This window comes from Microlunatus elymi, assembly GCF_007362775.1.
Classification (GTDB): domain Bacteria; phylum Actinomycetota; class Actinomycetes; order Propionibacteriales; family Propionibacteriaceae; genus Microlunatus; species Microlunatus elymi.
This window is the reverse complement of sequence record NZ_CP041692.1, coordinates 3,344,730-3,368,592: the sequence shown is the minus strand read 5'-3', so window position 1 is coordinate 3,368,592 and position 23,863 is coordinate 3,344,730. Positions and strand designations below refer to the sequence as shown.

General features: G+C 67.7%; 24 protein-coding genes. 21 read left to right on the top strand and 3 right to left on the bottom strand.

Annotation, left to right across the window (positions count from 1 at the left end):
- Nucleotides 1-83 precede the first annotated feature (83 nt).
- From FOE78_RS15050 to prfA, 6 genes are all read left to right on the top strand, one after another.
- Entirely contained in the window at nt 84-1,400 is a 1,317-nt protein-coding gene (locus FOE78_RS15050; RefSeq protein ID WP_143987027.1) for a homoserine dehydrogenase, read from the top strand.
- The gene (thrC, locus tag FOE78_RS15045) at nt 1,400-2,500 is read left to right on the top strand and encodes a threonine synthase (protein WP_143988820.1); all 1,101 of its coding nucleotides are present in this window, start codon (nt 1,400-1,402) and stop codon (nt 2,498-2,500) included. The genes FOE78_RS15050 and thrC overlap by 1 nt, the downstream gene beginning before the upstream one ends.
- A 3-nt stretch (nt 2,501-2,503) precedes the next feature.
- A complete protein-coding gene (thrB, locus tag FOE78_RS15040; RefSeq protein ID WP_143987026.1) occupies nt 2,504-3,448 on the top strand; it encodes a homoserine kinase in 945 nt (314 codons plus the stop codon).
- 566 nt (nt 3,449-4,014) lie between these two features.
- Entirely contained in the window at nt 4,015-6,012 is a 1,998-nt protein-coding gene (gene rho, locus FOE78_RS15035) for a transcription termination factor Rho (RefSeq protein WP_143987025.1), read from the top strand.
- A gap of 196 nt (nt 6,013-6,208) precedes the next feature.
- Nucleotides 6,209-6,415, top strand: coding sequence for a 50S ribosomal protein L31 (gene rpmE / locus FOE78_RS15030; RefSeq protein WP_143987024.1), 207 nt, complete (start codon nt 6,209-6,211; stop codon nt 6,413-6,415).
- Nucleotides 6,416-6,514: 99 nt separating this feature from the next.
- Entirely contained in the window at nt 6,515-7,579 is a 1,065-nt protein-coding gene (gene prfA / locus FOE78_RS15025; protein WP_143987023.1) for a peptide chain release factor 1, read from the top strand.
- Nucleotides 7,580-7,613: 34 nt separating this feature from the next.
- On the opposite strand, the gene FOE78_RS15020 is transcribed toward prfA, so the two are convergent.
- Both FOE78_RS15020 and FOE78_RS15015 read right to left on the bottom strand, forming a co-directional pair.
- Nucleotides 7,614-8,114, bottom strand: a complete 501-nt coding sequence (locus tag FOE78_RS15020; RefSeq protein WP_210414602.1) for an SRPBCC family protein — start codon at nt 8,112-8,114, stop codon at nt 7,614-7,616.
- Between the two features lie 7 nt (nt 8,115-8,121).
- Nucleotides 8,122-8,832 (bottom strand): DUF899 domain-containing protein, encoded by a 711-nt coding sequence (locus FOE78_RS15015; RefSeq protein WP_143987022.1) that lies wholly within the window; start codon nt 8,830-8,832, stop codon nt 8,122-8,124.
- 158 nt (nt 8,833-8,990) lie between these two features.
- On the opposite strand from FOE78_RS15015, the gene FOE78_RS15010 reads away from it, so the two are divergent.
- From FOE78_RS15010 to FOE78_RS14940, 15 genes are all read left to right on the top strand, one after another.
- Nucleotides 8,991-9,608, top strand: a complete 618-nt coding sequence (locus FOE78_RS15010; RefSeq protein ID WP_210414601.1) for a TetR/AcrR family transcriptional regulator — start codon at nt 8,991-8,993, stop codon at nt 9,606-9,608.
- A 26-nt stretch (nt 9,609-9,634) separates the two neighbouring features.
- Nucleotides 9,635-10,498, top strand: a complete 864-nt coding sequence (gene prmC, locus FOE78_RS15005) for a peptide chain release factor N(5)-glutamine methyltransferase (protein ID WP_143987020.1) — start codon at nt 9,635-9,637, stop codon at nt 10,496-10,498.
- A 34-nt stretch (nt 10,499-10,532) separates the two neighbouring features.
- Nucleotides 10,533-11,351, top strand: a complete 819-nt coding sequence (locus tag FOE78_RS15000; protein WP_143987019.1) for an L-threonylcarbamoyladenylate synthase — start codon at nt 10,533-10,535, stop codon at nt 11,349-11,351.
- 3 nt (nt 11,352-11,354) lie between these two features.
- The gene (locus FOE78_RS14995) at nt 11,355-12,530 is read left to right on the top strand and encodes an MraY family glycosyltransferase (RefSeq protein ID WP_143987018.1); all 1,176 of its coding nucleotides are present in this window, start codon (nt 11,355-11,357) and stop codon (nt 12,528-12,530) included.
- A gap of 139 nt (nt 12,531-12,669) precedes the next feature.
- Nucleotides 12,670-13,290: a hypothetical protein gene (locus FOE78_RS14990; protein WP_143987017.1), complete on the top strand. Its 621-nt coding sequence runs from the start codon at nt 12,670-12,672 to the stop codon at nt 13,288-13,290.
- Between the two features lie 66 nt (nt 13,291-13,356).
- Nucleotides 13,357-13,782, top strand: coding sequence for an AtpZ/AtpI family protein (locus tag FOE78_RS14985; protein WP_143987016.1), 426 nt, complete (start codon nt 13,357-13,359; stop codon nt 13,780-13,782).
- 73 nt (nt 13,783-13,855) lie between these two features.
- Entirely contained in the window at nt 13,856-14,647 is a 792-nt protein-coding gene (gene atpB, locus FOE78_RS14980) for a F0F1 ATP synthase subunit A (RefSeq protein WP_143987015.1), read from the top strand.
- Between the two features lie 65 nt (nt 14,648-14,712).
- A complete protein-coding gene (locus FOE78_RS14975) occupies nt 14,713-14,937 on the top strand; it encodes an ATP synthase subunit c family protein (protein ID WP_143987014.1) in 225 nt (74 codons plus the stop codon).
- 13 nt (nt 14,938-14,950) lie between these two features.
- Entirely contained in the window at nt 14,951-15,499 is a 549-nt protein-coding gene (locus FOE78_RS14970) for a F0F1 ATP synthase subunit B (protein WP_143987013.1), read from the top strand.
- A complete protein-coding gene (locus tag FOE78_RS14965) occupies nt 15,496-16,287 on the top strand; it encodes a F0F1 ATP synthase subunit delta (protein WP_143987012.1) in 792 nt (263 codons plus the stop codon). Before FOE78_RS14970 ends, FOE78_RS14965 begins: the two co-directional genes overlap by 4 nt.
- A 57-nt stretch (nt 16,288-16,344) precedes the next feature.
- On the top strand, nt 16,345-17,982 hold the full coding sequence (gene atpA / locus FOE78_RS14960; RefSeq protein ID WP_143987011.1) for a F0F1 ATP synthase subunit alpha: 1,638 nt from the start codon (nt 16,345-16,347) through the stop codon (nt 17,980-17,982).
- Between the two features lie 35 nt (nt 17,983-18,017).
- Nucleotides 18,018-18,929 (top strand): F0F1 ATP synthase subunit gamma, encoded by a 912-nt coding sequence (locus FOE78_RS14955; protein ID WP_143987010.1) that lies wholly within the window; start codon nt 18,018-18,020, stop codon nt 18,927-18,929.
- A 60-nt stretch (nt 18,930-18,989) separates the two neighbouring features.
- Nucleotides 18,990-20,441, top strand: coding sequence for a F0F1 ATP synthase subunit beta (gene atpD, locus FOE78_RS14950; RefSeq protein WP_143987009.1), 1,452 nt, complete (start codon nt 18,990-18,992; stop codon nt 20,439-20,441).
- Nucleotides 20,442-20,447: 6 nt separating this feature from the next.
- Nucleotides 20,448-20,849: a F0F1 ATP synthase subunit epsilon gene (locus FOE78_RS14945; protein WP_143987008.1), complete on the top strand. Its 402-nt coding sequence runs from the start codon at nt 20,448-20,450 to the stop codon at nt 20,847-20,849.
- A gap of 79 nt (nt 20,850-20,928) precedes the next feature.
- Nucleotides 20,929-21,444 carry a DUF2550 domain-containing protein gene (locus tag FOE78_RS14940; RefSeq protein ID WP_143987007.1) on the top strand — a complete coding sequence of 172 codons (516 nt, stop codon included), beginning with the start codon at nt 20,929-20,931 and terminating at the stop codon, nt 21,442-21,444.
- A gap of 702 nt (nt 21,445-22,146) precedes the next feature.
- Here FOE78_RS14940 and FOE78_RS14935 read toward each other — a convergent pair.
- Complete coding sequence (locus FOE78_RS14935) at nt 22,147-23,862, bottom strand: sensor histidine kinase (RefSeq protein ID WP_143987006.1); 1,716 nt, start codon at nt 23,860-23,862, stop codon at nt 22,147-22,149.
- Nucleotide 23,863: the final 1 nt, after the last annotated feature.

The following is a 23,863-nucleotide window of genomic DNA, read 5'->3' as shown; positions in this document are numbered from 1 at the left end:
AACAATGTTTGGGCCGCGGCGGCGTGAATCGCCGCAGAAAGCGGCGCCCCATCCATCCGTACCGAACGACGAGGGCACGAGCCATGAACGTCACCCCCGCTGAACAGCAGCCCCTGCGTGTTGCCGTCCTGGGCTGCGGTGTGGTCGGTACGGAGGTGGTCACGTTGATCACCGACCAGGCCGCCGACCTGGCGATGCGGGTCGGCCGGCCGTTGGAACTGGTCGGCGTGGCTGTGCGCCGGCTGAACAAGTCCCGCCCGGGAATCGACGAGGGCCTGCTCACCGACGACGCCGACTCGCTGGTCCGCCGCGACGACGTGGACGTGGTGGTCGAGCTGATCGGCGGCATCGAACCGGCCCGTTCCTTGATCATCACCGCGATGGAGCACGGCGCCTCGGTGGTCACCGCCAACAAGGCTCTGCTGGCCGAGGACGGCACCACGCTGTACGAGGCCGCGGAGAAGGCCGGCGTCGATCTCTACTTCGAGGCCGCGGTGGCCGGCGCCATCCCGATCGTCCGGCCGCTGCGGGAATCGCTGGTCGGTGACGAGATCACCTCGGTGATGGGCATCGTCAACGGCACCACCAACTACATCCTGGACAAGATGGACACCGAGGGCTCGGGCTTCGACGAGACCCTGGAGGAGGCTCAGGAGCTCGGCTACGCCGAGGCCGATCCGACCGCCGACATCGAGGGTTTCGACGCCGCAGCGAAGGCGGCGATCCTGTCCAGCCTGGCCTTCCACAGCAGGGTCAGCAGTGCCGACGTCTACCGCGAGGGGATCACCGAGGTGACCGCCGGGGACATCGCCTCGGCCCAGGAGATGGGCTGCGTGGTGAAGCTGCTGGCGATCTGTGCGCTGACCGAGCCGAACGGCCAGGGGGAGCGGGCGGTCTCGGTCCGGGTCCATCCGGCGATGATTCCGCGGGACCATCCGCTGGCCACCGTCCGTGGCCCGTACAACGCCGTCTTCACCGAGTCCCGTTCGGCCGGCCGGCTGATGTTCACCGGCCCTGGCGCCGGCGGTGCGCCGACCGCATCGGCGGTGCTCGGCGACCTGGTCACCGTCTGCCGCAACCGGCTGCGCGGCGCGGCAGGGCCGGGAGAGTCCAGCTACGCGCAGCGTAAGATCTCGCCGATCGGTGAGGTGATCACCCGCTACCACCTGTCGCTGGACGTGGCCGACGTCGCCGGCGTACTGGCCCGGATCGCGCAGGTGTTCGCCGACTGCGACGTGTCGATCCAGACCGTCCGGCAGCAGGGCCGCGAACAGGACGCCAAGCTGGTCATCGTCACCCATCGGGCCACCGATGCCGCCCTCAGCGCGACCGTCCGGGCCCTGCACGAGCTCGACGTCGTCAACGAGGTGACCAGCGTGATGAGAGTCGAAGGGGAATGATGAGCGCCGTTTCCAGAGCTCAGACCGCACCCGACCAGGTGCCGTCGGGAGTGATCGCCCGTTACCGGCCCTGGCTGCCGATCGCCGAGGACGATCCGGTGGTCAGCCTGGGCGAGGGGTCGACGCCGCTGATCCGCGCGCACGCGCTGTCCGACGAGTTGGACGGCGAGGTCTGGCTGAAGGTCGAGGGCGCCAACCCGACCGGGTCGTTCAAGGACCGGGGGATGGCGGTCGCGGTCTCCAAGGCCCTGGCCGAGGGATCGACTGCGGTGATCTGTGCTTCCACCGGCAACACGTCCGCTTCGGCCGCGGCCTACGCCGCCCGCGCCGGCATGACGCCGATCGTGTTGCTGCCGGCCGGCCGGATCGCCGCCGGCAAGCTGGCTCAGGCCGTCATCCACGGCGCTCGGATCGTCCAGCTGGACGGCAACTTCGACGACTGCCTGGCGCTGGCTCGCCAGGTCGCCGACAACTACCCGGTGGCGCTGGTCAACTCGGTCAATCCGGTCCGGCTGCAGGGGCAGAAGACCGCCGCCTTCGAGATCTGCGACGCCTTCGGCGATGCTCCCGACGTCCATGTGCTGCCGGTCGGCAACGGCGGCAACATCTCGGCGTACTGGCTGGGTTTTCGGCAGTACGCCGAGCAGGGCATGACCAGCGGGCGACCGAAGATCTGGGGATTCCAGGCGGCCGGGGCGGCCCCGCTGGTCAACGGTGCGCCGGTGGCCGAACCGGACACCATCGCGACCGCGATCCGGATCGGCCGGCCGGCCTCCACCGAGTTGGCGATCGCGGCCAGGAACGAGTCCGGCGGCCTGTTCGCGGCGGTCAGCGACAACGAGATCATGGCCGCCCAGGCGTTCCTGGCCCAGCGGGAGGGCGTCTTCGTCGAGCCGGCGTCGGCGACCGGGGTGGCCGGTCTGTTGGCGTTGAAGGAACGAGACGCGGTGCCGGCCGGACTGCGGATCAGTGTCACCGTCACCGGTCACGGCCTGAAGGACGTCGACACTGCGCTCGGTGCGCTGGATCCGATCGACTCCGCCAACGCGGACGTCGTGCCCGCCGATCTGTCCGCGGTGGCGTCGGCCTGCGGATTCTGACCGATGCCGAGCGTGTTGCCTGCTGGACGTCGAGTCGAGGTCGAGGTTCCCGCGACCAGCGCCAACCTCGGGCCGGGATTCGACTGTCTGGGACTGGCCCTCGATCTCTACAACAGCTGCAGTTTCAGCGTGGTCGACGAACCCACCCGGGTCGTCGTCGCCGGTGAGGGGGCGGGCCGGCTGCCGACCGGCCGCCGGAACCTCATCGTACGAAGTCTCGAGTTCGGCTTGAGACGGCTCGGGGTCGAGCCCGCCGGCGTACGCGTCGAGGCGCACAACCGGATCCCGGGCAGCCGCGGACTGGGATCCTCGTCGGCGGCGATCGTCACCGGCCTGATCGGGGCGCACGGACTGGCCCGGCCCGACGAACCGTTCGATCCGGCGGACTGGCTCGGGCCGGCTGACGAGATCGAGGGACATCCCGACAACGTCGCGGCCGCGTTGTACGGCGATCTGGTGCTGGCCTATCGCCGGGTGGGCGGCGACCGGCAGGTCGCAGCGTCGGTCGCCGGCGTGCACCCCGACATCGGCGCACTGGCGCTGATTCCGCCGACCCCGGTGGGAACAGAGCAGGCCCGAGCGCTGTTGCCGAAGTCGGTGCCCCATTCCGATGCCGCGGCGAACGCCGGTCGGGCGGGTTTGCTGGTTCGGGCGTTGACCGCCGCGCCCGAGTTGTTGTTCGAGGCGACTGCCGACTGGCTGCATCAGTCGTATCGCGCCACGGCGATGCCGCAGTCGGCCGCCCTGCTGGACACCCTGCGGGGACAGCAGCTGCCGGCGGTGATCAGCGGCGCCGGGCCGACCGTGCTGGTGCTCGGTACCGAGGCTCAGCTCGTTGACGCCGAGCAGGCGGTATCGGTCGAATTCCGTTGCCTCCGCCTCGAGGTGGCGGCCGGCGCCAGGATCGTCGCCGACAAGATCAGCCGGCCGGACAGCGACGAGGCCTGAGCCGGACGTCGGGATTCGGCAAAGATTGACTGCGGGTGAGCGGATTGTCCGAGCTGCGTGCTAGCCTGAGCGATGCCGATGGATCTTTCATCCGTCACTTGAGCACCCTCGGGGATTCTCGCACCGGCCTGATCGGGTCCAGCCCGACCGACCGTGGTGTTCTTCCCTCAAACGCCTGCAAGCCAATCCGCCTGACGTCTTGCGGCCGGGTCGATGGTGTACGCGTGGATCGTCGGTCAGCGCCCACAGGTCGGGCGCCCCAGGTACGAGCACCGGATCATTTCCGACCGCCGTGCCGAACGATCGCACCAGGGCTGCAGGCGACTGCACCCGTGCATCCGTGCGCGCAATCCTCGTACGGTGCGGTGATCGAAAGACCTGGAGCTCAGATCGTTGCCTGACGAGAGAACGAACGCCACTGCGCATGGTCCAGCACTGTCCGCCGCACGCACACCTGTTCTCCCGCCCTGGATCCAGGCGGAACGCGGGGCTTCAGGCACAACGCGGGTCATCGAACCCGCCGATAGCAGCCCGTACCTCAAACGGGCGAATCCGAAAGGAAACACGTGACAGATACCGCCGAGGCGACCGGCACCCAGCAGGCCTCCCGCAAGCGCAAGGGGACCGGACTGGAATCGCTGGTCCTGCCCGAGCTGAAGCAGATCGCGTCCCAGCTGGGCCTCAAGGGTGCCGGTGGGATGCGCAAGGGTCAGCTCATCGAGGCGATCAAGTCGGCCCAATCGGGTGGCACCGGTGCTTCTGCGGCACCGTCGGCTGCGACCCGACCGAGCTCGGATCGGGCCAACGCGGACCGGTCCCGCAAGACGTCGCCGGCTGCGGCCGAGTCGCCGGCCGGTCAGCCGACCCTGCCGGATACCGACCGGACGACGTCGCGTACGGATCGGGCCGAGTCGAGCCCCGAGGCCGGATCGCGCCGCGAGACTGAATCGCGCCCGGAGCGCGCCGATGGCGGCCGTGCCGAGAAGACGCCGGACAGCCGGGCCGAGGCGACTCGCGCCGAGCAGACCCAGGCCAGCCGGGCCGAGTTGGAGCAGGCAATCCGGGAGCAGGTCAGCCGCGACTCCCGCGACACCGAACGTCGCCAGTCCGGCCGCGACAACCGCGGCGACCAGACCCAGCGCGAGCCGAGCCGCGACAACAACCGCGACAACAGTCGGGACGGCAATCGCGACGGCCGCGATCAGCAGAACCGCGAGGGTCGCGACCAGGGCAACCGGCAGCGCAACAACCGTGGAGACAATCGCAACGACAACCGCAGCGACAATCGCAACGACAACCGCGGGGACGACGACGGGTCCGGCGGGCGTCGCAGCCGTCGCCGGCGTAGTCGCGATCGGCAGGGCCGGCGTAACAACCGCGGTGGCGGCGGCATCGAGCGCTACGAGTCCGAGCCGGTGATCAGCGAGGACGACGTGCTGGTGCCGACCTCCGGCATCCTCGACGTCCTCGACAACTACGCGTTCGTCCGGACCAGCGGCTACCTGCCCGGATCCAACGACGCGTACGTGTCGCTGTCGATGGTGAAGAAGTACGGCCTGCGCAAGGGTGACGTGATCACCGGCGCGATCCGCCAGCCCACGGACGGCGAGCGGCGGGAGAAGTTCAACCCGCTGGTCAAGATCGACACCGTCAACAACGCCGACCCGGAGGCCGCGAAGGGCCGGGCGGACTTCAACAAGCTGACCCCGCTCTACCCGAACGAGCGCTACCGGTTGGAGACCACGCCGAACAACCTGACCGGCCGTTTGATCGACCTGGTCGCCCCGATCGGCAAGGGTCAGCGTGGCCTGATCGTCGCCCCGGCCAAGGCCGGCAAGACGATGGTGATGCAGGCGATCGCCAACGCGATCACCACCAACAGTCCGAACACGCACCTGATGGTGGTGCTGGTGGACGAGCGTCCGGAGGAGGTCACCGACTTCGAACGGTCCGTTCGCGGTGAGGTGATCAGTTCCACCTTCGACCGGCCGGCCGACGATCACACCACGGTCGCCGAGCTGGCGATCGAGCGGGCCAAGCGGCTGGTCGAGCTCGGCCACGACGTGGTCGTGCTGCTGGACGGCATCACCCGACTGGGCCGGGCCTACAACCTGGCCGCACCGGCGTCAGGGCGGATCCTCTCCGGTGGTGTCGACTCGGCTGCGCTCTACCCGCCGAAGAAGTTCTTCGGCGCCGCCCGCAACATCGAGAACGGCGGTTCGCTGACCATTCTTGCCACCGCCCTGATCGAGTCCGGCTCGAAGATGGACGAGGTGATCTTCGAGGAGTTCAAGGGCACCGGCAACATGGAGCTGCGGCTGCGGCGGGAATACTCCGAGAAGCGGATCTTCCCGGCCATCGACGTGGACGCCTCCAGCACCCGCCGGGAGGAGTTGCTGATGGGCCGCGAGGAGCTCGGCATCATCTGGAAGTTGCGCCGGGTGCTGTCCAACCTGGACGGCCAGCAGGCGCTGGAGATGATGTTGGACCGGCTGAAGAAAACCCAGACCAACAGCGAGTTCCTGGTCGCCATCACCAAGACCATGCCCGGCCAACGCGACTGACCCAGCCGACCTGTCAGCGTCAGAAGGCGCTATAACGCGTCCTGACGCTGACAACTCGGCGGAATGTTCCGGTTTGGTGTGGCGTTACGGGATGCGGCACACTTGTTCGCCGGTGCCGGTTCACGCCCGTCGACGACCCAGTCAGGATCGTCGCAACGTCCATGGCGACCCGGTGCACGCACAGCGAGGGAGAAACATGAAGACTGGCATCCATCCGGAGTACACGACCACCGAGGTGACGTGTAGCTGCGGCAACACCTTTGAGACCAAGTCGACCGCCGGCGGCAGCCTCCGGGTCGAGGTCTGCTCGGCCTGCCACCCGTTCTACACCGGCAAGCAGAAGATCCTCGACACCGGTGGCCGGGTCGCCCGCTTCGAGAAGCGGTACGGCAAGAAGAAGTAGCAACGCTCAGACGCCGGGAGCCAGGACCGACAGGTCCGGTTCCCGGCGTTTCTGTTGCCAGCAGTTCGGTCGGCGGGGCGGAAGTAGTCAGGAGACAGCATGTTCGAGTCGGCGGCACCGCTGCGAGAGGAGTTCGCGCGGCTGGAGGCGGAGATGGCCGACCCGGCCACCCACGCCGATCAGGGCAAGGTACGCAGGATCGGCCGCCGCTACGCCGAACTGTCCGGGATCGTGAAGGCGCTCGATCACTACGACCAACTCAAGGACGATCTTGCTGCCGCGCAGGAGCTCGCCGACGACGACGAGAGTTTCGCGGCCGAGGCCGAGCAGCTGTCGACCGAACTGGAGCAGGCGACCGAACGGCTGACCCGGCTGCTCGCACCCCGTGACCCGAACGACTCCAGCGACGCGATCATGGAGATCAAGTCCGGCGAAGGCGGCGAGGAGTCGGCGCTGTTCGCGGCCGACCTGTTCAAGATGTACGGCAGATTCGCCGAGCACCGCGGCTGGAAGCTCGAGGTGCTGGACGTCCAGGAGACCGATCTTGGTGGCTACAAGTCGATCACCGTCGCGGTGAAGGCGGCCTCGGCCGGCGCACCGGACACGATGCCGTACGGGGTGCTCAAGTTCGAGGGCGGCGTGCATCGGGTGCAGCGGGTGCCGGTGACCGAGTCCCAGGGCCGGGTGCACACCTCCGCGGCCGGCGTGCTGGTAATGCCGGAGGTGGCCGAGGCCGAGGTCGAGATCGATGAAAATGATCTTCGGATCGACGTCTACCGATCGTCCGGACCGGGTGGCCAGGGAGTCAACACCACCGACTCAGCGGTCCGGATCACCCATCTGCCGACCGGGATCGTGGTGTCCTGCCAGAACGAGAGATCCCAACTGCAGAACAAGGAACAGGCGATGCGGATGCTCCGCGCCCGGCTGATCGCCCGGGCCGAGGAGGAGCAGGCGGACGCAGCGTCGGCGGCCCGCAAATCGCAGGTGCGGACGGTCGATCGCTCCGAACGCGTCCGCACCTACAACTTCCCGGAGAACCGGATCGCCGATCACCGGATCGGCTACAAGGCGCACAACCTTGATCAAGTTCTCGCCGGTGATCTTGATCCGATCGTCACCGCGCTGCAGGAGGCCGACACCGCCGAACGTTTGTCCGTTTGACGCGGTCGAGCCGTTTGCCGCTGCCGCGACCTCGTCAGGCCGGTTGCCGGACTCGGTCGGCGTTGACGGCGCGCTCCAGGCACTCCAGTGACTGATCAAGAAAGTCCGGGCCGAACGGCGGCAGACCGAACAGTTCGCGCAGTTGCTGGGGTGTCTGGCTCCAGTCGTAGGTCAGTGTGACGACACAGTTGTCACCTTGCGCCGTGAGGTCGTAGCGCCAGCTCCAGCCGCCGAAGCCGAGCGTGCCGTCCGGGCCGTACTGGCCAGGCCGCCACGCGATCGTGGTCGGCTCCTCGAACGCGATCACCTGGTTGTGCATCACGTAGTCGGGGTCGAAACCGTCGCGGCGGGCATACATGTTCATCCCGAACACCTGCCCGACCTCGGTGATCGGCCGGGGGTCGATGGCGCTGCGCACCCAGTCGGTCGGCTCGGTCTCGGGATGCCGGGCCGGATCGCGCAGCACGGCGAACACGGCATCCGGTGCGGCCGGGATCGTCCGGCTGCGAATCAGCTGATCGTCGGTCATGATCATCTCGGCATCACTGGTGGGCGACGGCCGAAGGGCCGTACAGGCGGCCGACGTCTTCCGAGCTGCTCCAGCCCGAGTAGGTCGGCGACTTCGGCCAGCCGTCCGGCGAATCCTGCCACTCCTCCTGCCGTCCCCAGACCAGCAGATCGATCAGCGGGAACGTGTGGCTGAGCTGCTCGGTGCCGCGGCCGTTGGTGTGCCAGGTGCGGTAGACGGTGTCGCCGTCGCGGAGGAACACGTTGACCCCGAAGCCACCGCCGGGCGGCGCGTCCACGTCGGCACCGAACGGGCTGTCGGAGGTGGAGTACCACTCCATCTTGTTGCCCACTTTCTCCTTGTAGGCAAGGGCTTCGTCGATCGCGCCCTGGGTCACGATGACGAATCGGGCATCGTACGGTTCGAGGAAGTCGAGCCGGGTGAACTGGGCGGTGAAGCCGGTGCAGCCGGAGCATTGCCACTCGGCACCCGGCGACCACATGTGGTGATAGGTGATCAACTGCGAGCGGCCGTCGAAGATGTCGACCAGCCGGACCGGGCCGTCCTTGCCGACCAGGGTGTAGTCGGGCAACTCGGCCATGGGCAGCCGACGCCGCTGCGCCGCAATGGCGTCGAGTTCGCGAGTCGCGGCCTTCTCCCGGATCCGGAGTTTGGCGAGCTCCTGCCGCCAGGTCTCGGTGTCGACGATCGGGGGCAGGGCCTGGGTGGTGAGGATGTCGGACATGGTGTCTCCGTTGAACGAGTGTGGGATGAACGAGGGAGTTGGCCCTTCGACAAGCTCAGGGCCCTTCGAGATGTGGACGGTGTTCACATGTTATGTTCACACCGTACACATCGGTTGCCGGCTGTCAAGAGCCGAGCGACCTGGACGGGAGGATTCTGGTGGCGAGCTCCGGGGCCCAGCGGCAGGGCTACCATCACGGCAACCTGCGCCAGGCGCTGCTGGAGGCCGGCCTCGAATTGACCCGCAACGGGGGACCGTCGGCGCTGGCGATGCGTGAGGTCACCCGCCGGCTCGGCGTCTCGCCCAACGCCGCCTACCGGCATTTCGCCGATCGGGACAGTCTGCTGAGCGCCGTCGCCGAGCAGATCCAGCAGCAGATGGTCGCCCGGATGCTCACCCACGCGTCGGGCGGCCGGACCAAGGTCGCGGCGCGGGAGCGGTTGCGTGCGGTCGGCCTCGGCTACATCGAGTTCGCGCTGCGCGAGCCGGGCTGGTTCGAGACGGCCTTCGGTGACATCCAGCCAGTCGATCCGGCGGCCGGCGGGCACGCGCTGCCGTCACCCCTGACCATGCTGGTCTCCGCGCTGGACGCACTGGTGGCCAGTGGCGACCTCGCCGAGACCGAGCGAGAAGGGGCCGAATGGCCCTGTTGGTCGGCGGTGCACGGCTTCGCGCTGCTGGCACTGCACGGCCCGCTTCGCGGCCGTCCGCATGATCAGCTCTGGCCCGCCGCCGAACGCACCGTGGACGCGGTCATCGCCGGGCTCCTGTTGTGAGCGAACGGCTCGATAGGGTCACCGGCATGGCGGACGGGCGGTCGGTACGAGAGTTGTTGGCGACCGCGAGGAGCCGGCTGGCCGCGGCCGGCGTGGACAGCCCGGACGTGGACGCCCGGCTGCTGCTGGCGGCCGCGGCCGAGGTCGATCCGTCCCGGTTGTTGATCATGAACGTGGTCGACTCGGCCGGGGTGCACCGGTTCGAGACGATGCTGCGCCGGCGCGAGTCTCGCGAACCGCTGCAGCACATCACCGGCATCGCGTACTTCCGGCACGTCCGGCTGCAGGTCGGCCCGGGCGTGTTCGTGCCCCGGCCGGAGACCGAGTTGATGACCGGCTGGGCGATCGACCGGCTGGCCGAGGTCGAACGCAGCGGCCGGGTCCCGGTTGCGGTCGATCTGTGTACGGGGTCGGGTGCGATTGCCCGTGCACTCGCCGACGAGGCCCCCGCCGCAGAGCTGCACGCGGTGGAGCTGAGTGAGGCGGCCGCGAGCTGGGCGGCCAGGAACCTGGCCGGCACCGGGGTCGAGTTGCGGGTCGGCGACATGGCCGATGCCTACCGGGATCTCGACGGCACCGTCGACGTGGTCGTCTGCAACCCGCCGTACATCCCGCTGACGGCCTGGGAGTCGGTGCAGACCGAGGCGCGGGATCATGATCCGGAGCTGGCCCTGTTCTCCGGTGACGACGGCCTGGACGCGGTCCGCGCGCTCACCGGCGTTGCCGCCCGGCTGCTGCGCGCAGGCGGCTGGGTGGCCTGCGAACACGCCGAACTGCAGGCCGAATCCGTACCCGAACTGTTCGCCCGGCACGGCGGCTTCACCGAGGTTCGTGACCATCGCGACCTGAGCGATCGACCGCGGTTCACCACCGCACGCCGGACCGCGTAGGACGGCCACTGATCACGTGGCAGGATTGGCGCCGATGAACGACCAAGCCACCGACCTGCAGACCGGCGCCGACGAAGCCCCGGCCGACGCGGGCCCGCGATACCAGCGCTTCGACTGCACCGATCCGCAGGACCGTGCCGCGATCGGCGCCGCCGCGAACGCAGCCCGGCACGCCGTCGAGGCGGGCGAGTGCGTCGTGCTGCCCACCGACACCGTGTACGGGATCGGTGCCGACGCTTACAACGCCGAGGCGGTGCAGCGCCTGCTGGACGCCAAGGGCCGCGGCCGGGACATGCCGCCGCCGGTGCTGATCGCCGATCCCGGTGTGCTCAAGGCGTTGACCAGCGACGTACCGGAGTCGGCGCAGAAGCTGGTCACCGAGCTCTGGCCGGGAGCGCTGACGATCATCTGCACCGCACACTCCAGCCTGCGGATGGATCTGGGGGAGACCCGCGGAACCGTCGCCGTCCGGGTGCCCGATCACCCGCTCACCCGCGAACTGCTCCGGCAGACCGGCCCGATGGCGGTCAGCAGCGCCAACCGGACCGGCCGGCCGTCGGCGGTCAGCTGCGACGACGCGATCGACCAGCTCGGCGACTCGGTCGCGGTCTACCTGGACGCCGGCGAGGTCAGCGGCACCTCCGGCAAGCCGTCCACGATGATCGACTTCACCGTCAAGGAGACCGGCCAGATCCTGCGCCGCGGTGCGCTGGATCTCGACCTGCTGCGCCAATACCTCCCGGACATCGAGGACCTCTCCGGCGAACCCGAACCGGAGCCGACCTACACCGTCGAACAGCTCCGCGCCCGCCACACCCTGCAACCCCCGGTCAAGGATGGGTCGGCCGGCTGATCGATGCGTGAATACCTGCTCGTCCTGCTGATCTCGGCGGCCACCACGTACGTGCTGGCAGCGGTCTGGCGACGAGTCGCATTGCGGACCGGGGCGGTGGCGAAGATCCGGGCCCGGGACGTGCACACCGTCGAGATGCCCTACTTCGGCGGCGTCGCGATGTTGTGCGGGGTGACGGCGGCCTTCCTGGTCGCCAACCATCTGCCGTTCCTCGGCGAGGTGCCCATCGTCCGATCCGACTCCCGCGCGGTGCTGCTCGGCGCGGCGGTGATCTGCGCGGTCGGGGTGCTGGACGACCTGCTCGACCTGAACCCGTTCGCCAAGCTGGCCGGGCAGGTGCTGGCCGCCGGCCTGTTGGTCGGCTTCGGCGTGAAGATGCTCTACATCCCGCTGAACAACAACACCATCGCCCTGGACAGCAGTGTGCAGATCGCGATCACGGTGTTCTTCGTGCTGCTGTGTACGAACGCGGTCAACTACGTCGACGGGCTGGACGGTTTGGCCGCCGGCGTGGTCGGCATCGGTGCGTTCGCCTTCTTCATCTACTCCTACAACCTGACCGTCCAGCTGGACCTGGTCCGCGCCACCACCTCGAGCCTGATCACGGTGGCCGTGGTCGGCGCCTGCATCGGTTTCCTGCCGCACAACTTCCAGCCGGCCCGGATGTTCATGGGCGATTCGGGTGCGATGCTGCTCGGTTTCCTGCTCGCCACCTCGACGATCAGCCTGACCGGGCAGATGGACTCGTCTCAACTGGAGGACACCCGGGGCGGCGGGGGACTGCTGCCGACCTATCTGCCGCTGGTGCTGCCGCTGGCGATCCTGGCGTTGCCGATCCTGGACTTCGTGCTGGCCTTCGTCCGGCGGACCTATCACGGCAAGTGGTGGTTCGTGGCGGACAAACAGCACCTGCATCACCGGCTGATGCAACGCGGGCACGGCATGCGCCGGGCGGTGTTGATCATGTATGCCTGGACCGCGCTGGTCTCCTTCGGAGTGATCGCGCTGGCCCAGTTGCACAGCTGGGAGGTGGTGGTGGTGATCGTGGTGGTCGCGATCGTGTTGTCGATCCTGACCCTCGGCCGCCCGATCAACGGCAAGGGCGGCAAACGCAAGTCGGGGCAGAGCCGGCTGGACGACCGCCCGGAGGTGGTCAACGACGCCACCTCGCGACGATGAACTCCGGCTGAGGAAAGGCTGAGTTGGAGTCTGCGGCGGACTTTGTGCTAGTTTTCACAAGCGTAGTCAGCCAGCCCCCATCGGCGCCGTCCACACGACCGGCGCCGGCCTGGTAAACCGAGACAGGACAGCCGCCGCCATGACGACTGACAGCCCGAGCAGCCGGAGCAGGACCGGACCGAGCATTCATGTCGTCCGCGCGCGCAAACTGCTCTTCGGCGGGCTCGCCGGCGGCCTCGGCGCCGCGATCATCTGCTTGATCATCTTCACCGTGATCGACGGGACCAGGGGACTCGGCTCGGCCGCCCTCGGCGCCGGCATGGTGCTGTTCTTCTACACCGTCGGCCAACTGGTGATGGTCAAGTTCGCCGATGCCGGTGCACGCACCCTGATGGCGGTCTCGATGGCCAGCTACACCGGCCGGGTGGTGGTGCTCGGATTGATCCTGATGATCTTCGAGAAGAACCGCGACGCCTGGAACGCGATTGACGCGAACACGATCTTCATCAGTACGATCGCGGTGATCGTCGGCTGGCTGGTGGTCGAGGTGATGGTGTTCCGCAAACTGCGGATCGGCATCTACGACACCGAGTACACCGGACCGGCCGAGGAAGGCAACAGCGACTCCGACGTCAGCGACGTCGATCCCGGACCGAGTGCTCAGGAACTCTCCGTCAGCGGGGACTGGGACCCGGACCACAAGGCGGCCGATCGTCCGCAGAGCAAGGCCTCACCGCGACGTGAGGAGGGCGACGGTTGATCATGACCAGACCGCAGTACCGGCCTGTGTCGGACCTGAGAGCAGACTGCTACCGTTTGGACCGCTATGCCTACCCAGCACACCCGCAAGCGATCGTTCCTGTCCGGTCGCAAGATGCCGCGTCTGTCCGGACCGGCCGCGTCCGGCGATCCGATCAACGAACCGGACTCGATGGCCAAGGGCATGGCCATCCTGTCCTACATCGTCGGCGGCATCGTGGTCTACGGCGGCTTGGGGTATCTGGCGTCGCACTTTCTGCACTTGACTTTTCTGCTGCCGATCGGCCTCTTCATCGGGGTCGGCCTCAGCTTGTATTTGATCATCGTCCGCTACGGGGATCTGGGCTCGGACAGCACCGCGGCGTTGGTGGCCAAGAAGAAGGCCACCGAAGCCGACTGGGCGCTGCGGGCCGGCCGTCCCGAGCGGCTCGTACCAACGAACGCTGCCGGGAGCTCGGCCTCCGGCAACAGGGGAGAGGACACCGTCGGGTGATCTGCTCAGCGCGCGAGGAGCTCGCGCAGCTCGATGAATCCGTGATCGCCATCCAGGAAGGGACGAAGTAAGCATGGCCACACCGCTGCTGGTTCCCTTGGAGGGCTTCGAACTCCCGGGCGTGCACAGCTTCGACAAGCCGCCGATCTGGCACGGCGCGCCGAGCTGGTTCAACCTGCCGATGTTGATGGCGATCATCTCGATGATCTTGATCATCGCGTTCTGGTTGATCATGTCGAACAAGCGCTCGCTGGTGCCGACCAAGGGGCAGTTCGTCGGTGAGTTCACCTACAACTTCGTCCGGGACGGGATCGCCCGGGACCAGATCGGCCACGACTTCAAGAAGTTCGTGCCGTTCCTGGTGGCGTTGTTCTCCTTCATCCTGGTGAACAACATCTGGGGTGTCTTCCCGGTCTTCGTCTTCCCGACGATCGGCAAGGTCGGCTGGGCCTACGGCCTGGCGATCATGAGCTGGGTGCTCTACAACGCCGTCGGTATTAAGAAGCACGGCTTCTTCGGGTACATGCGCCGGTCGGTATTGCCCTCGGGTGTGCCGTGGCCGATGTGGTTCATCATCATCCCGATCGAGTTCGTCTCGAACATCATCCTGCGGCCGATCACGTTGAGCCTTCGACTCTTCGCCAACATGTTCGCCGGTCACTTGTTGATCTTGATCTTCGTGCTCGGCGGCGAGTACCTGCTGTTCGAGAGCGAATCGTTGTTCAACAACGTCGCCGGTGTCGTCTCGCTGATCTTCTCGATGGCGATCTTCGGCCTGGAGATCTTCGTCGAGGCCTTCCAGGCCTACATCTTCACCCTCCTGACCGCCCAGTACGTCGGCACCGCACTCGCCGACGAGCACTGACAAACACAGCTTCTGGCCGGGAGTCCGGTCAGCGGAAACCCGAACAGGGAAAGGAAACAACAGCAATGACTCCAATGGAGATTCGCGGTTCGCTCGCTGCCATCGGCTACGGCCTCGGCGCCATCGGCCCGGGCATCGGCGTCGGTCTGATCTTCGCCGCCGTCATTCAGGGCACCGCGCGTCAGCCGGAGGCTCGTGGCGCCATGATGGGCACCGCGTGGATCGGCTTCGCGCTGACCGAGGCGCTGGCCATGATCGGCCTCGCGCTCGCCTTCGTCTTCATGAACTGAGCGGAATCGGATCATGATCACGCTTCTCGTTCCACTCGAAGAGAACCCGATCCTGCCGCACCTGTCGGAGATCATCGCGGCGATCGTCTTCGCGCTGATCCTGACGGTGATCGTCTGGAAGGTCGTGATGCCGCGGTTCGAGCAGACGTACGCCCAACGGGCCGAGGCGATCGAGGGCGGCATCCAGAAGGCCGAGAAGGCACAGGAAGAAGCGCAGGCGGCGCTGCAGTCGTACCAGGCTCAGCTCGCCGACGCCCGGGGTGAAGCCGCTCAGATCAAGGAACAGGCCAAGTCCGAGGGTGCCCAGATCGTCGCCGAGATGCGCGAGCGGGCCCAGGCCGAGGCCGACCGGATCGTCGCGGCAGCTCACTCCCAGCTGGAGGCCGAGCGGTCCCAGATCGTCAGCCAGTTGCGCGGCGAGTTGGGTGGCCTGGCCACCTCGCTGGCCGGCCGGATCGTCGGTGAGTCGCTGGACGACGACGAGCGGGCCCGGCGGACGGTCGATCGCTTCATCGCCGACCTCGAGTCCTCCGAGGCGCCCGAGGGAGCGAACGTCCAGTGAGCATCGAGTCCGAGGCCGCGGTCGCCGAACTGGACGCAACCCTGGACCGTACCCAGGTCAGCGCCGAGTTGGCCGACGAGCTGTTCGGCGTGGTCGACCTGCTCGAAGGCTCGCCGGCACTGCGCCGTGCGCTGACCGACCCGAGCACGCCGACCGAACGCCGGCAGGGGCTGGCTCAGGGCCTGCTGGAGTCTCGGATCGACTCGGCCGCACTCGGCCTGGTCACCGAGGCCGTCGGCAAGCGACTCGGGCATCGGGCGCTGCTGGACGCACTCGAACGGCAGGCGATTCGGGCGCTGCTCAAGGTGGCTCAGTCCGAGCACCGGCTGGACGACGTGGAGGACCAGCTCTTCCGCTTCGGACGGTTGGTCGACGGCGATGCCGCCCTGCGTGCTGCGATCACCGATCGGACCGCTTCGGTCGAACGCCGGGTTGAGTTGGTCGACGCACTGCTGTCCGGCAGAGCGGCGGCCGAGACCGTACGGCTGGCCGAGCGCGCGATCGGTGCCCGGGATCGCAACTTCGCTCGTACCCTGGGCGGCTACGTCGCCGAGGCGGCGACGCTTCGGAATCGGCTGATCGCCACCGTCCGGGTGGCCCGGCCGCTGGAACTGCAGCAGCGCGATCGGCTGCAGAACGCGTTGGCCCGGCAGGTCGGCCGTGAGGTCGCCCTCCAGGAGATCGTCGAGCCGGAACTGCTCGGCGGCCTGAGGATCGAGCTCGGTGACGAGGTCATCGAGGGCACCGTGGCCGGCCGGTTGGATGAAGTACGCCGGCAATTCGGCTGACGAACCACCTACGTTTGAACGACGAGAACACATACTTCGAGAGCAGGAACGAAGGCGATGGCAGAACTCACGATTCGCCCGGAGGAGATCCGGGAAGCTCTGGACAACTACGTCCGGAATTACACCCCGGAGGCGGCCAGCCGCGAAGAGGTCGGCACCGTGATCAGCTCCGGTGACGGCATCGCTCGGGTCGAGGGTCTGCCGTCGGCAATGGCCAACGAGCTGCTGCAGTTCGAGAACGGCACCATCGGCATCGCGCAGAACCTCGACACCCGCGAGATCGGCGTCGTGGTGATGGGCGACTCCGAGGGCATCGAGGAGGGGTCGACGGTCAAGAGCACCGGCGACATCCTCTCGGTCCCGGTCGGCGACGGCTACCTCGGCCGGGTGGTGGACGCGCTCGGCCGCCCGATCGACGGCCTCGGCGAGATCACCAACCTGGACGGTCGGCGTGACCTCGAGGTGCAGGCCGCCGGCGTGATGGACCGGGCCGAGGTCCGGCAGCCGCTGCAGACCGGGATGAAGGCGATCGACGGCATGATCCCGATCGGCCGCGGTCAGCGTCAGCTGATCATCGGCGACCGCAAGACCGGCAAGACGGCGATCGCGGTCGACACGATCATCAATCAGAAGGACAACTGGGCCACCGGCGACCCGGAGCAGCAGGTGCTCTGCGTCTACGTCGCGATCGGCCAGAAGGCCTCCACGGTGGCCGCGGTCCGTTCCTCGCTGGAGGAGAACGGCGCGATGGAGTACACCACCATCGTGTCCGCGCCGGCCTCGGATCCGGCCGGCTACAAGTACATCGCCCCGTACACCGGCTCGGCCATCGGCCAGCACTGGATGTACCAGGGCAAGCACGTGCTGATCGTCTTCGACGACCTGAGCAAGCAGGCCGAGGCGTACCGCGCGATGTCGCTGCTGCTGCGGCGTCCGCCGGGCCGCGAGGCCTACCCGGGTGACGTGTTCTACCTGCACTCCCGGCTGCTGGAGCGTTGCGCCAAGCTGAGCCCGGAGCTCGGCGGCGGCTCGATGACCGGCCTGCCGATCATCGAGACCAAGGCCAACGACGTGTCGGCCTACATCCCGACCAACGTCATTTCGATCACCGACGGCCAGATCTTCCTGCAGTCCGACCTGTTCAACGCCAATCAGCGCCCGGCCATCGACGTGGGCATCTCGGTGTCCCGGGTCGGCGGCGCCGCGCAGACGAAGGCGATGAAGACGGCCGCGTCGGCGTTGAAGACCGAGCTCGCCCGGTTCCGCGACATGCAGGCGTTCGCCATGTTCGCCTCCGACCTGGACGCGACCACTCGGCGTCAGCTGGAGCGGGGTTCACGACTGATGGAGCTGCTGAAGCAGCCGCAGTACAGCCCGTACCCGTTCGAGGAGCAGGTCGTCAGCATCTGGGCCGGTCTGGACGGACAGTTCGACGACGTCCCGGTCTCCGACGTGCTGCGCTTCGAGCAGGAGCTGCTGGAGCACCTGCGGCACGGCAACACCGGCATCCTGGCCGGCATTCGCGAGTCCAAGGTGTTCGAGGACTCGACCAAGGAAGCGCTGCGGACCGAGATCGCGGAGTTCAAGAAGGGCTTCAAGACCGCGGAGGGCAACTTCCTGGTCGGCCGTGAGGACACCAAGCCGCTGGAAGCCGATCAGGTCGAGCAGGAGAAGATCGTCGCCCAACGGCGATGAGGTCGATAGGGGCGATGAAGGGGCTAGTGACCTAGATGCCAGCATCCTTGCGTGAGCTGCGGGCCCGACGGGCGTCCGCCAGCAACATCAAGAAGATCACCCGGGCGATGGAATTGATCGCCGCGTCGCGGATCATCAAGGCCCAACAGCGGGCCCGGGCCGCGGCGCCGTACCAGGCCGAACTGACCCGGGCGGTGTCGGCACTGGCGACGTACTCCAACGTCGACCATCCGCTGCTCACCGAGGCCGAGCAGCCCAAACGGGCTGCCATGTTGCTGATCACCTCCGACCGCGGCCAGGCCGGGGCGTACTCGTCCAGCGTCATCCGGGAGGGTGAGCAGTTGCGGGAGCTGCTGGCCGGCAACGGCCTGGAGGTCGTCCCGTTCCTGTCCGGCCGGAAGGCGGGGGCGTTCTACAACTTCCGCAACCGGCCGGTGGCCGGACAGTGGGACGGCTACTCCGACAACCCGAGCTACGCCGACGCCCGGGCCATCGCCGACGGGCTGCTGGACGCGTTCAACAAGCCGACGTCGGAAGGCGGCGTGGACGAGATCCACATCGTCTACACCCGGTTCGTGTCGATGGTCACCCAGCGGCCGGAGGTCATCCGGCTGGCTCCGCTGGAGGTCATCGAGGGCGAGGAGCCGCCGTCAGCCGACGAGCTGCTCCCGCTGTACGACTTCGAGCCGAGCGCCGAGACCGTGCTGGACGAGCTGCTGCCGCTGTACGTGGCCAGCCGGATCCACTTCTGTCTGCTGCAGGGCGCGGCGTCGGAGCTGGCGGCCCGGCAGCGGGCGATGAAGTCGGCCACCGACAACGCCGAAGACCTGATCCAGAGCCTGACCCGGGAGGCCAACCAGGTCCGCCAGGCCGGCATCACCCAAGAGATCAGCGAGATCGTCGGTGGTGTCGACGCGCTGGCCAATGCGGGAGCCCAAGATGACTGAGCACGGGCCGATTGAGCACCGCCCGACCGAGCCGAGTGAATTGAAACAAGAGGGAAGACCATGACTGCCACTGTCAACGAAACCCAAGAAGAGAAGACCCTCGGCGTCGGCCGGGTCGCCCGCGTGATCGGCCCCGTGGTGGACATCGAGTTCCCTGCGGATGCGATGCCGGACATCATGAGCGCGCTCACGGTGGACATCACCACCAGCGAGGGCACCCGCAGCATGACGCTGGAGGTCGAGCTGCACATCGGCGACAACCTGGTCCGCGCGATCGCGTTGAAGCCGACCGACGGTCTGCGCCGCGGCACCGAGGTGCGCGACACCGGCGCGCCGATCTCGGTGCCGGTGGGCGACGTCACCAAGGGCCACGTCTGGAACGTGACCGGCGAGGTGCTGAACGCCGATCCGGCCACCGTCGAGGTGACCGAGCGCTGGCCGATCCACCGGGCCGCGCCGAAGTTCGATCAGCTCGAGGCCAAGACCGAGATGCTGGAAACCGGCATCAAGGTGCTGGACCTGCTCACCCCGTACGTGCAGGGCGGCAAGATCGGCCTGTTCGGCGGCGCCGGCGTCGGCAAGACCGTGTTGATCCAGGAGATGATCTACCGGATCGCGCACAACTTCGGTGGCACCTCGGTGTTCGCCGGTGTTGGCGAGCGGACCCGTGAGGGCAACGACCTGATCAACGAGATGGAAGAGGCCGGCGTCTTCAAGGACACCGCCCTCGTGTTCGGTCAGATGGACGAGCCGCCGGGCACCCGGCTGCGGGTCGCGCTGAGCGCGCTGACCATGGCGGAGTACTTCCGCGATGTGCAGAACCAGGACGTGTTGCTCTTCATCGACAACATCTTCCGGTTCACCCAGGCCGGTTCCGAGGTCTCCACCCTGCTCGGCCGGATGCCGTCCGCGGTGGGTTACCAGCCCACCCTGGCCGACGAGATGGGCCAGCTGCAGGAGCGGATCACCTCGACCCGTGGTCACTCGATCACCTCGATGCAGGCGATCTACGTGCCGGCCGATGACTACACCGACCCGGCACCGGCGACCACCTTCGCCCACCTGGACGCGACCACCGAGCTGTCCCGTGACATCGCGGCCCGTTCGCTCTACCCGGCGGTGGACCCGCTGACCTCGACCTCGCGGATCCTGGATGCGCAGTACATCGGTCAGCACCACTACGACGTTGCGAACTCGGTGAAGGCGATCCTGCAGAAGAACAAGGAACTGCAGGACATCATCGCCATCCTCGGTGTCGACGAGCTGTCCGAAGAGGACAAGATCGTCGTCGCCCGGGCGCGGCGGATCGAGCAGTTCCTCAGCCAGAACACGTACATGGCCGAGAAGTTCACCAACGTGCCGGGTTCGACGGTTCCGGTCGGCGAGACCATCGAGTCGTTCCGGATGATCGTGGACGGCGAGGTCGACCACATCGCCGAGCAGGCCTTCTTCAACGTCGGCAGCATGGATGACGTCGAGCGCGCCTGGTCCGAGCTGCAGAAGGACGCCTGATCCACGATGGCTGAACCGTTGGAGGTCCGGGTCGTCTCCGCCGACGCGGTGGTCTGGTCCGGCGACGTCGACAGTGTCATCGCCAAGACGGTCGAGGGCGACATCGGCATCCTGGCCGGCCACGAGCCGGTGCTGTCGCTGCTCGCCCCCGGTGGTGTCGAGTTGCTGTTGCCCGACGGCCGGCGCGAGGTGGTGGCCGTCGACGGCGGCTTCATCTCGGTGGCCAAGGGGCATGTCTCGGTGATCAGCGAGTACGCCAGGATGGGCGAGGAGATCACCGTCGAACTGGCCGAGCGCGCTCTCGCCGACGCCCGATCCCGGATGGAGTCGGGTGATGACGACGACGAGACGCGCAAGGCGTACCGCCGAGCCGAGGCTCAGCTCAGCGCTGCCCGCAAGGCTCGCTGACATTCTCGGCCGGGTCTGACACCGTCGGAACTGGACTCAGGAGGGCAGGACGCAGGTGGGGTCGGGTTGGCTCAGCGCCGTGGAGATCATCGGGCTTGTCCTGGTGTTCCTCGGGCTGTGCCTGATCGGCCTCGCCGTCCGCCGGCGCTGGGTTGCTCGCAACGGCGGAACGTTCGAGTGCAGCATGCGCCGACACGTACGCCCCGCGGGCACGCCCGCCGACGCATCGGTCGACACCACGACTCCGAGCACCAACTGGGTGCTCGGAGTTGCTCGTTACAGTGGCGAGAACCTGGAGTGGTTCCGCTTCTTCTCCCTGGCCTGGTGGCCGAAGTACACCTTCCGCCGCTCCGACGTCACCGTGGTCGACCATCGAACCCCGACCGCGACCGAGGCCGTCGCCCTCTACGCCGATCAAGAGATCGTCACCCTCGCCATCGCCTCGGCCACCTCCGCCGGACCTCGCGCTCGGTCTCGTGCTCGGGCCCGCGGCGACGTCGGATCGGTGGAGCGCGACCTGGCCATGACCCCGGACTCCCTGACCGGCATGCTGAGCTGGCTCGAAGCCGCCCCACCCGGGATCGGCCGCTACTGACCGGTCCGGCGCGTACGTTTTCCATCCGGTGTTGGGCCCGGCGTTCACGCAAGTCCCGCTGCCGGGCCGCACGGTGGGAGGCGATTCCTCGCCGCACCGTGCGGAGGTCGTCCGTCGGAACACTGATGTGGGTCTTGCGATCCTCCGGCGGGGTCCCTCCCCAGATCACCGCTGCCGTGTGATGACTGACGTACGAACCGGCGACGGCAACATGAAGAGCGGCACGTCCCCGCTCCAACGGCGTGAGCCGAATGCCTGACCGGATGTAGATGCCATGGAAGACCCGCTGATACTTCGGGCCGCGGAGTTCGCGGACACTGATCCCAGCCTCGAGCGCCTCCGATCGCCGGAAAGGTTTGCTGACGTCGAGGCGGCCATTTCTTGTACGCATGGTGAGCAGCATGAGCCGATCCCGGCCGATGCGACCGGCATTCGGAGCGACGGACGACACCTTCCCCCAAACGGGCAACACCTCTCGATGTCGATTCAGATCGAGATGCTCTAGGGGCGGGTTCCGATCTCGTCGCAGGTGGGAAAACGAACGGGGAGGCACGTGCGGTCCGAGGTCGGATGTCGTGTCTGGTGGGAATACGAACGCGCGGTGGGTGCGGGGTGGGTTCGAAGTCGTGTCTGGTGGGAAACGGACGCGAAGCCGGCAGGGACGGGGGTTCGAAGTCATGTCTGGTGGGAAAACGGACAGGGTCAGTCGGTACGGGCGGTCCAGGTGGCGATGGTGCCGCCGGTGGGGCGATGGGCCAGGGTGAGGGCGCCGCCGTGGTGGGCGGCGCGGGCGTCCAGGTTGGCCAGGCCGCTGCGGTAGGGCTCGTCGGGGAGTCCGTCCCCGTCGTCGCAGATGGTCACCGACAGCCAGCCGCCGGTGACTTCGACGTCGACGGTCACGGTGCCGGCGTGCGCGTGCTTCGCCACGTTCGTCAGCAGCTCCCGGACGCAGGCGACCACGTCCTCGGCCAGGGCTTCGTCCGGGGTCAGATCCACCAGCCCGCTGAACGAAACACTCGGCGCCCGGCCCAGCATCGGCGTCACCGAGGTGACCACGTCGAGCACCGACTGCCGCAACCCCCTGCGTACGGAGCCGGGGGCGTCTCGCAGGGTGAAGATGCTGGACCGGATCCGCCGAATCGCGCTGTCCAGATCACCGACCAGCCCGGTCAGCCGTCCGGTCACCTCGGCATCCTGCGGCAGTTGCCCGATCGCGCCCTCCAGGCTCAGCCCGACGGCGAACAGTTGCTGGATCACGTGATCGTGCAGATCCCGCGCGATCCGCTCCCGGTCCTGCATGATGATCATCTTCTGCTCGGCCGACCGGGCTTCCGCGAGCTCGATCGCCACGCTGGCCTGGGTGGCGAAGCCGGCCATCATCTCCAACTCGACGTGGCTGAACGGCCGCCGGCCACGGTTGCGGGCCACCGCCACCACGCCGTGCGCGTCGGCCGCTCCGCGGACCGGGACGATGATGATCGGACCGGTGTCCATCGCCTTCACCTGCTGCGGTGCGGGCGGCACCGGCAGGCTGGCCCCGTCGACCGCCATGAACGATTCGCCGGAGGCGATCACCCGACCCGAAATCGTACTGGCCAACTCGAATCGGCGGCCGATCAACTCGTCGGCGCCGACCCCGCAGGCGAACTCGATCACGAAGCTCTCGCGGTCCGCGGCCAGCAGACAGACGTTCGCCAGGTCGGCGTCGGCGATCTCCATCGCCCGGCGGGCGATCGACTGCAGCGGATCCTCGCCGCTGGAGCTGATCAACTGCGCCTGGATGTCGCCGCTGGCGCGCAGCCAGCGCTGCTGCAGCTGCGCCTCCTCGTACAGGCGCGCGTTGCTGATCGCGGTCCCGGCCGCACCGGCCAGGGCGATCATCAGCTCCTCGTCGTCAGTGCTGAATTCGCCCTTGGCGCTGTTGGTCAGGTAGAGGTTGCCGAACACCTCGCCGCGGACGCGAATCGGTACGCCGAGAAACGACGTCATCGGCGGATGATGCGAGGGAAACCCGACCGAGCGAGGATCATCGGAGATGCGTCGGAGCCGGATCGGCCGCGGATCGACGATCAGGGCGCCGAGCAGACCCTTGCCCTGGGGCAGCTGTCCGATCTCCTCGGCGGTCGGGATGTCGATACCGACGTGGATGAACTGTTCCAGCTCCCCGTGCGGGCCGATCACGCCCAGTGCGGCGTACTCGGCGTCGGCGAGCCTCCGAGCGGCGTGCGCGATGCGGCGGAGCACCTGCTCCAGGGCCAGGTCCCCGGTCACCGATTCGATCGCGCGCAACAGGGCTCGCAGCCGACCGTGCGCTCGCCGGACACCCTCGGCACGCTCCACCAACTGATCGATCAGTTCGTCGAGTTCAAGTCGGGGGCCGTTGGGAGTCGGCACGGTGAGGTCCTCACCAGCGCTCATG

What these genes read in the sequence shown, in the direction of transcription:
- rpmE (WP_143987024.1), top strand. Translation starts at nt 6,209, where the DNA reads ATGAAGACTGGCATCCATCCGGAGTACACGACCACCGAGGTGACGTGT.
- FOE78_RS14990 (WP_143987017.1), top strand. Translation starts at nt 12,670, where the DNA reads ATGACGACTGACAGCCCGAGCAGCCGGAGCAGGACCGGACCGAGCATT.
- FOE78_RS14935 (WP_143987006.1), bottom strand. Translation starts at nt 23,862, where the DNA reads ATGAGCGCTGGTGAGGACCTCACCGTGCCGACTCCCAACGGCCCCCGA.
- FOE78_RS14985 (WP_143987016.1), top strand. Translation starts at nt 13,357, where the DNA reads ATGCCTACCCAGCACACCCGCAAGCGATCGTTCCTGTCCGGTCGCAAG.
- FOE78_RS14970 (WP_143987013.1), top strand. Translation starts at nt 14,951, where the DNA reads ATGATCACGCTTCTCGTTCCACTCGAAGAGAACCCGATCCTGCCGCAC.
- thrC (WP_143988820.1), top strand. Translation starts at nt 1,400, where the DNA reads ATGAGCGCCGTTTCCAGAGCTCAGACCGCACCCGACCAGGTGCCGTCG.
- FOE78_RS15000 (WP_143987019.1), top strand. Translation starts at nt 10,533, where the DNA reads ATGAACGACCAAGCCACCGACCTGCAGACCGGCGCCGACGAAGCCCCG.
- FOE78_RS14955 (WP_143987010.1), top strand. Translation starts at nt 18,018, where the DNA reads ATGCCAGCATCCTTGCGTGAGCTGCGGGCCCGACGGGCGTCCGCCAGC.
- FOE78_RS14975 (WP_143987014.1), top strand. Translation starts at nt 14,713, where the DNA reads ATGACTCCAATGGAGATTCGCGGTTCGCTCGCTGCCATCGGCTACGGC.
- atpD (WP_143987009.1), top strand. Translation starts at nt 18,990, where the DNA reads ATGACTGCCACTGTCAACGAAACCCAAGAAGAGAAGACCCTCGGCGTC.
- FOE78_RS15020 (WP_210414602.1), bottom strand. Translation starts at nt 8,114, where the DNA reads ATGATCATGACCGACGATCAGCTGATTCGCAGCCGGACGATCCCGGCC.
- prfA (WP_143987023.1), top strand. Translation starts at nt 6,515, where the DNA reads ATGTTCGAGTCGGCGGCACCGCTGCGAGAGGAGTTCGCGCGGCTGGAG.
- prmC (WP_143987020.1), top strand. Translation starts at nt 9,635, where the DNA reads ATGGCGGACGGGCGGTCGGTACGAGAGTTGTTGGCGACCGCGAGGAGC.
- thrB (WP_143987026.1), top strand. Translation starts at nt 2,504, where the DNA reads ATGCCGAGCGTGTTGCCTGCTGGACGTCGAGTCGAGGTCGAGGTTCCC.
- atpA (WP_143987011.1), top strand. Translation starts at nt 16,345, where the DNA reads ATGGCAGAACTCACGATTCGCCCGGAGGAGATCCGGGAAGCTCTGGAC.
- FOE78_RS14995 (WP_143987018.1), top strand. Translation starts at nt 11,355, where the DNA reads ATGCGTGAATACCTGCTCGTCCTGCTGATCTCGGCGGCCACCACGTAC.
- FOE78_RS14945 (WP_143987008.1), top strand. Translation starts at nt 20,448, where the DNA reads ATGGCTGAACCGTTGGAGGTCCGGGTCGTCTCCGCCGACGCGGTGGTC.
- FOE78_RS15015 (WP_143987022.1), bottom strand. Translation starts at nt 8,832, where the DNA reads ATGTCCGACATCCTCACCACCCAGGCCCTGCCCCCGATCGTCGACACC.
- atpB (WP_143987015.1), top strand. Translation starts at nt 13,856, where the DNA reads ATGGCCACACCGCTGCTGGTTCCCTTGGAGGGCTTCGAACTCCCGGGC.
- FOE78_RS15050 (WP_143987027.1), top strand. Translation starts at nt 84, where the DNA reads ATGAACGTCACCCCCGCTGAACAGCAGCCCCTGCGTGTTGCCGTCCTG.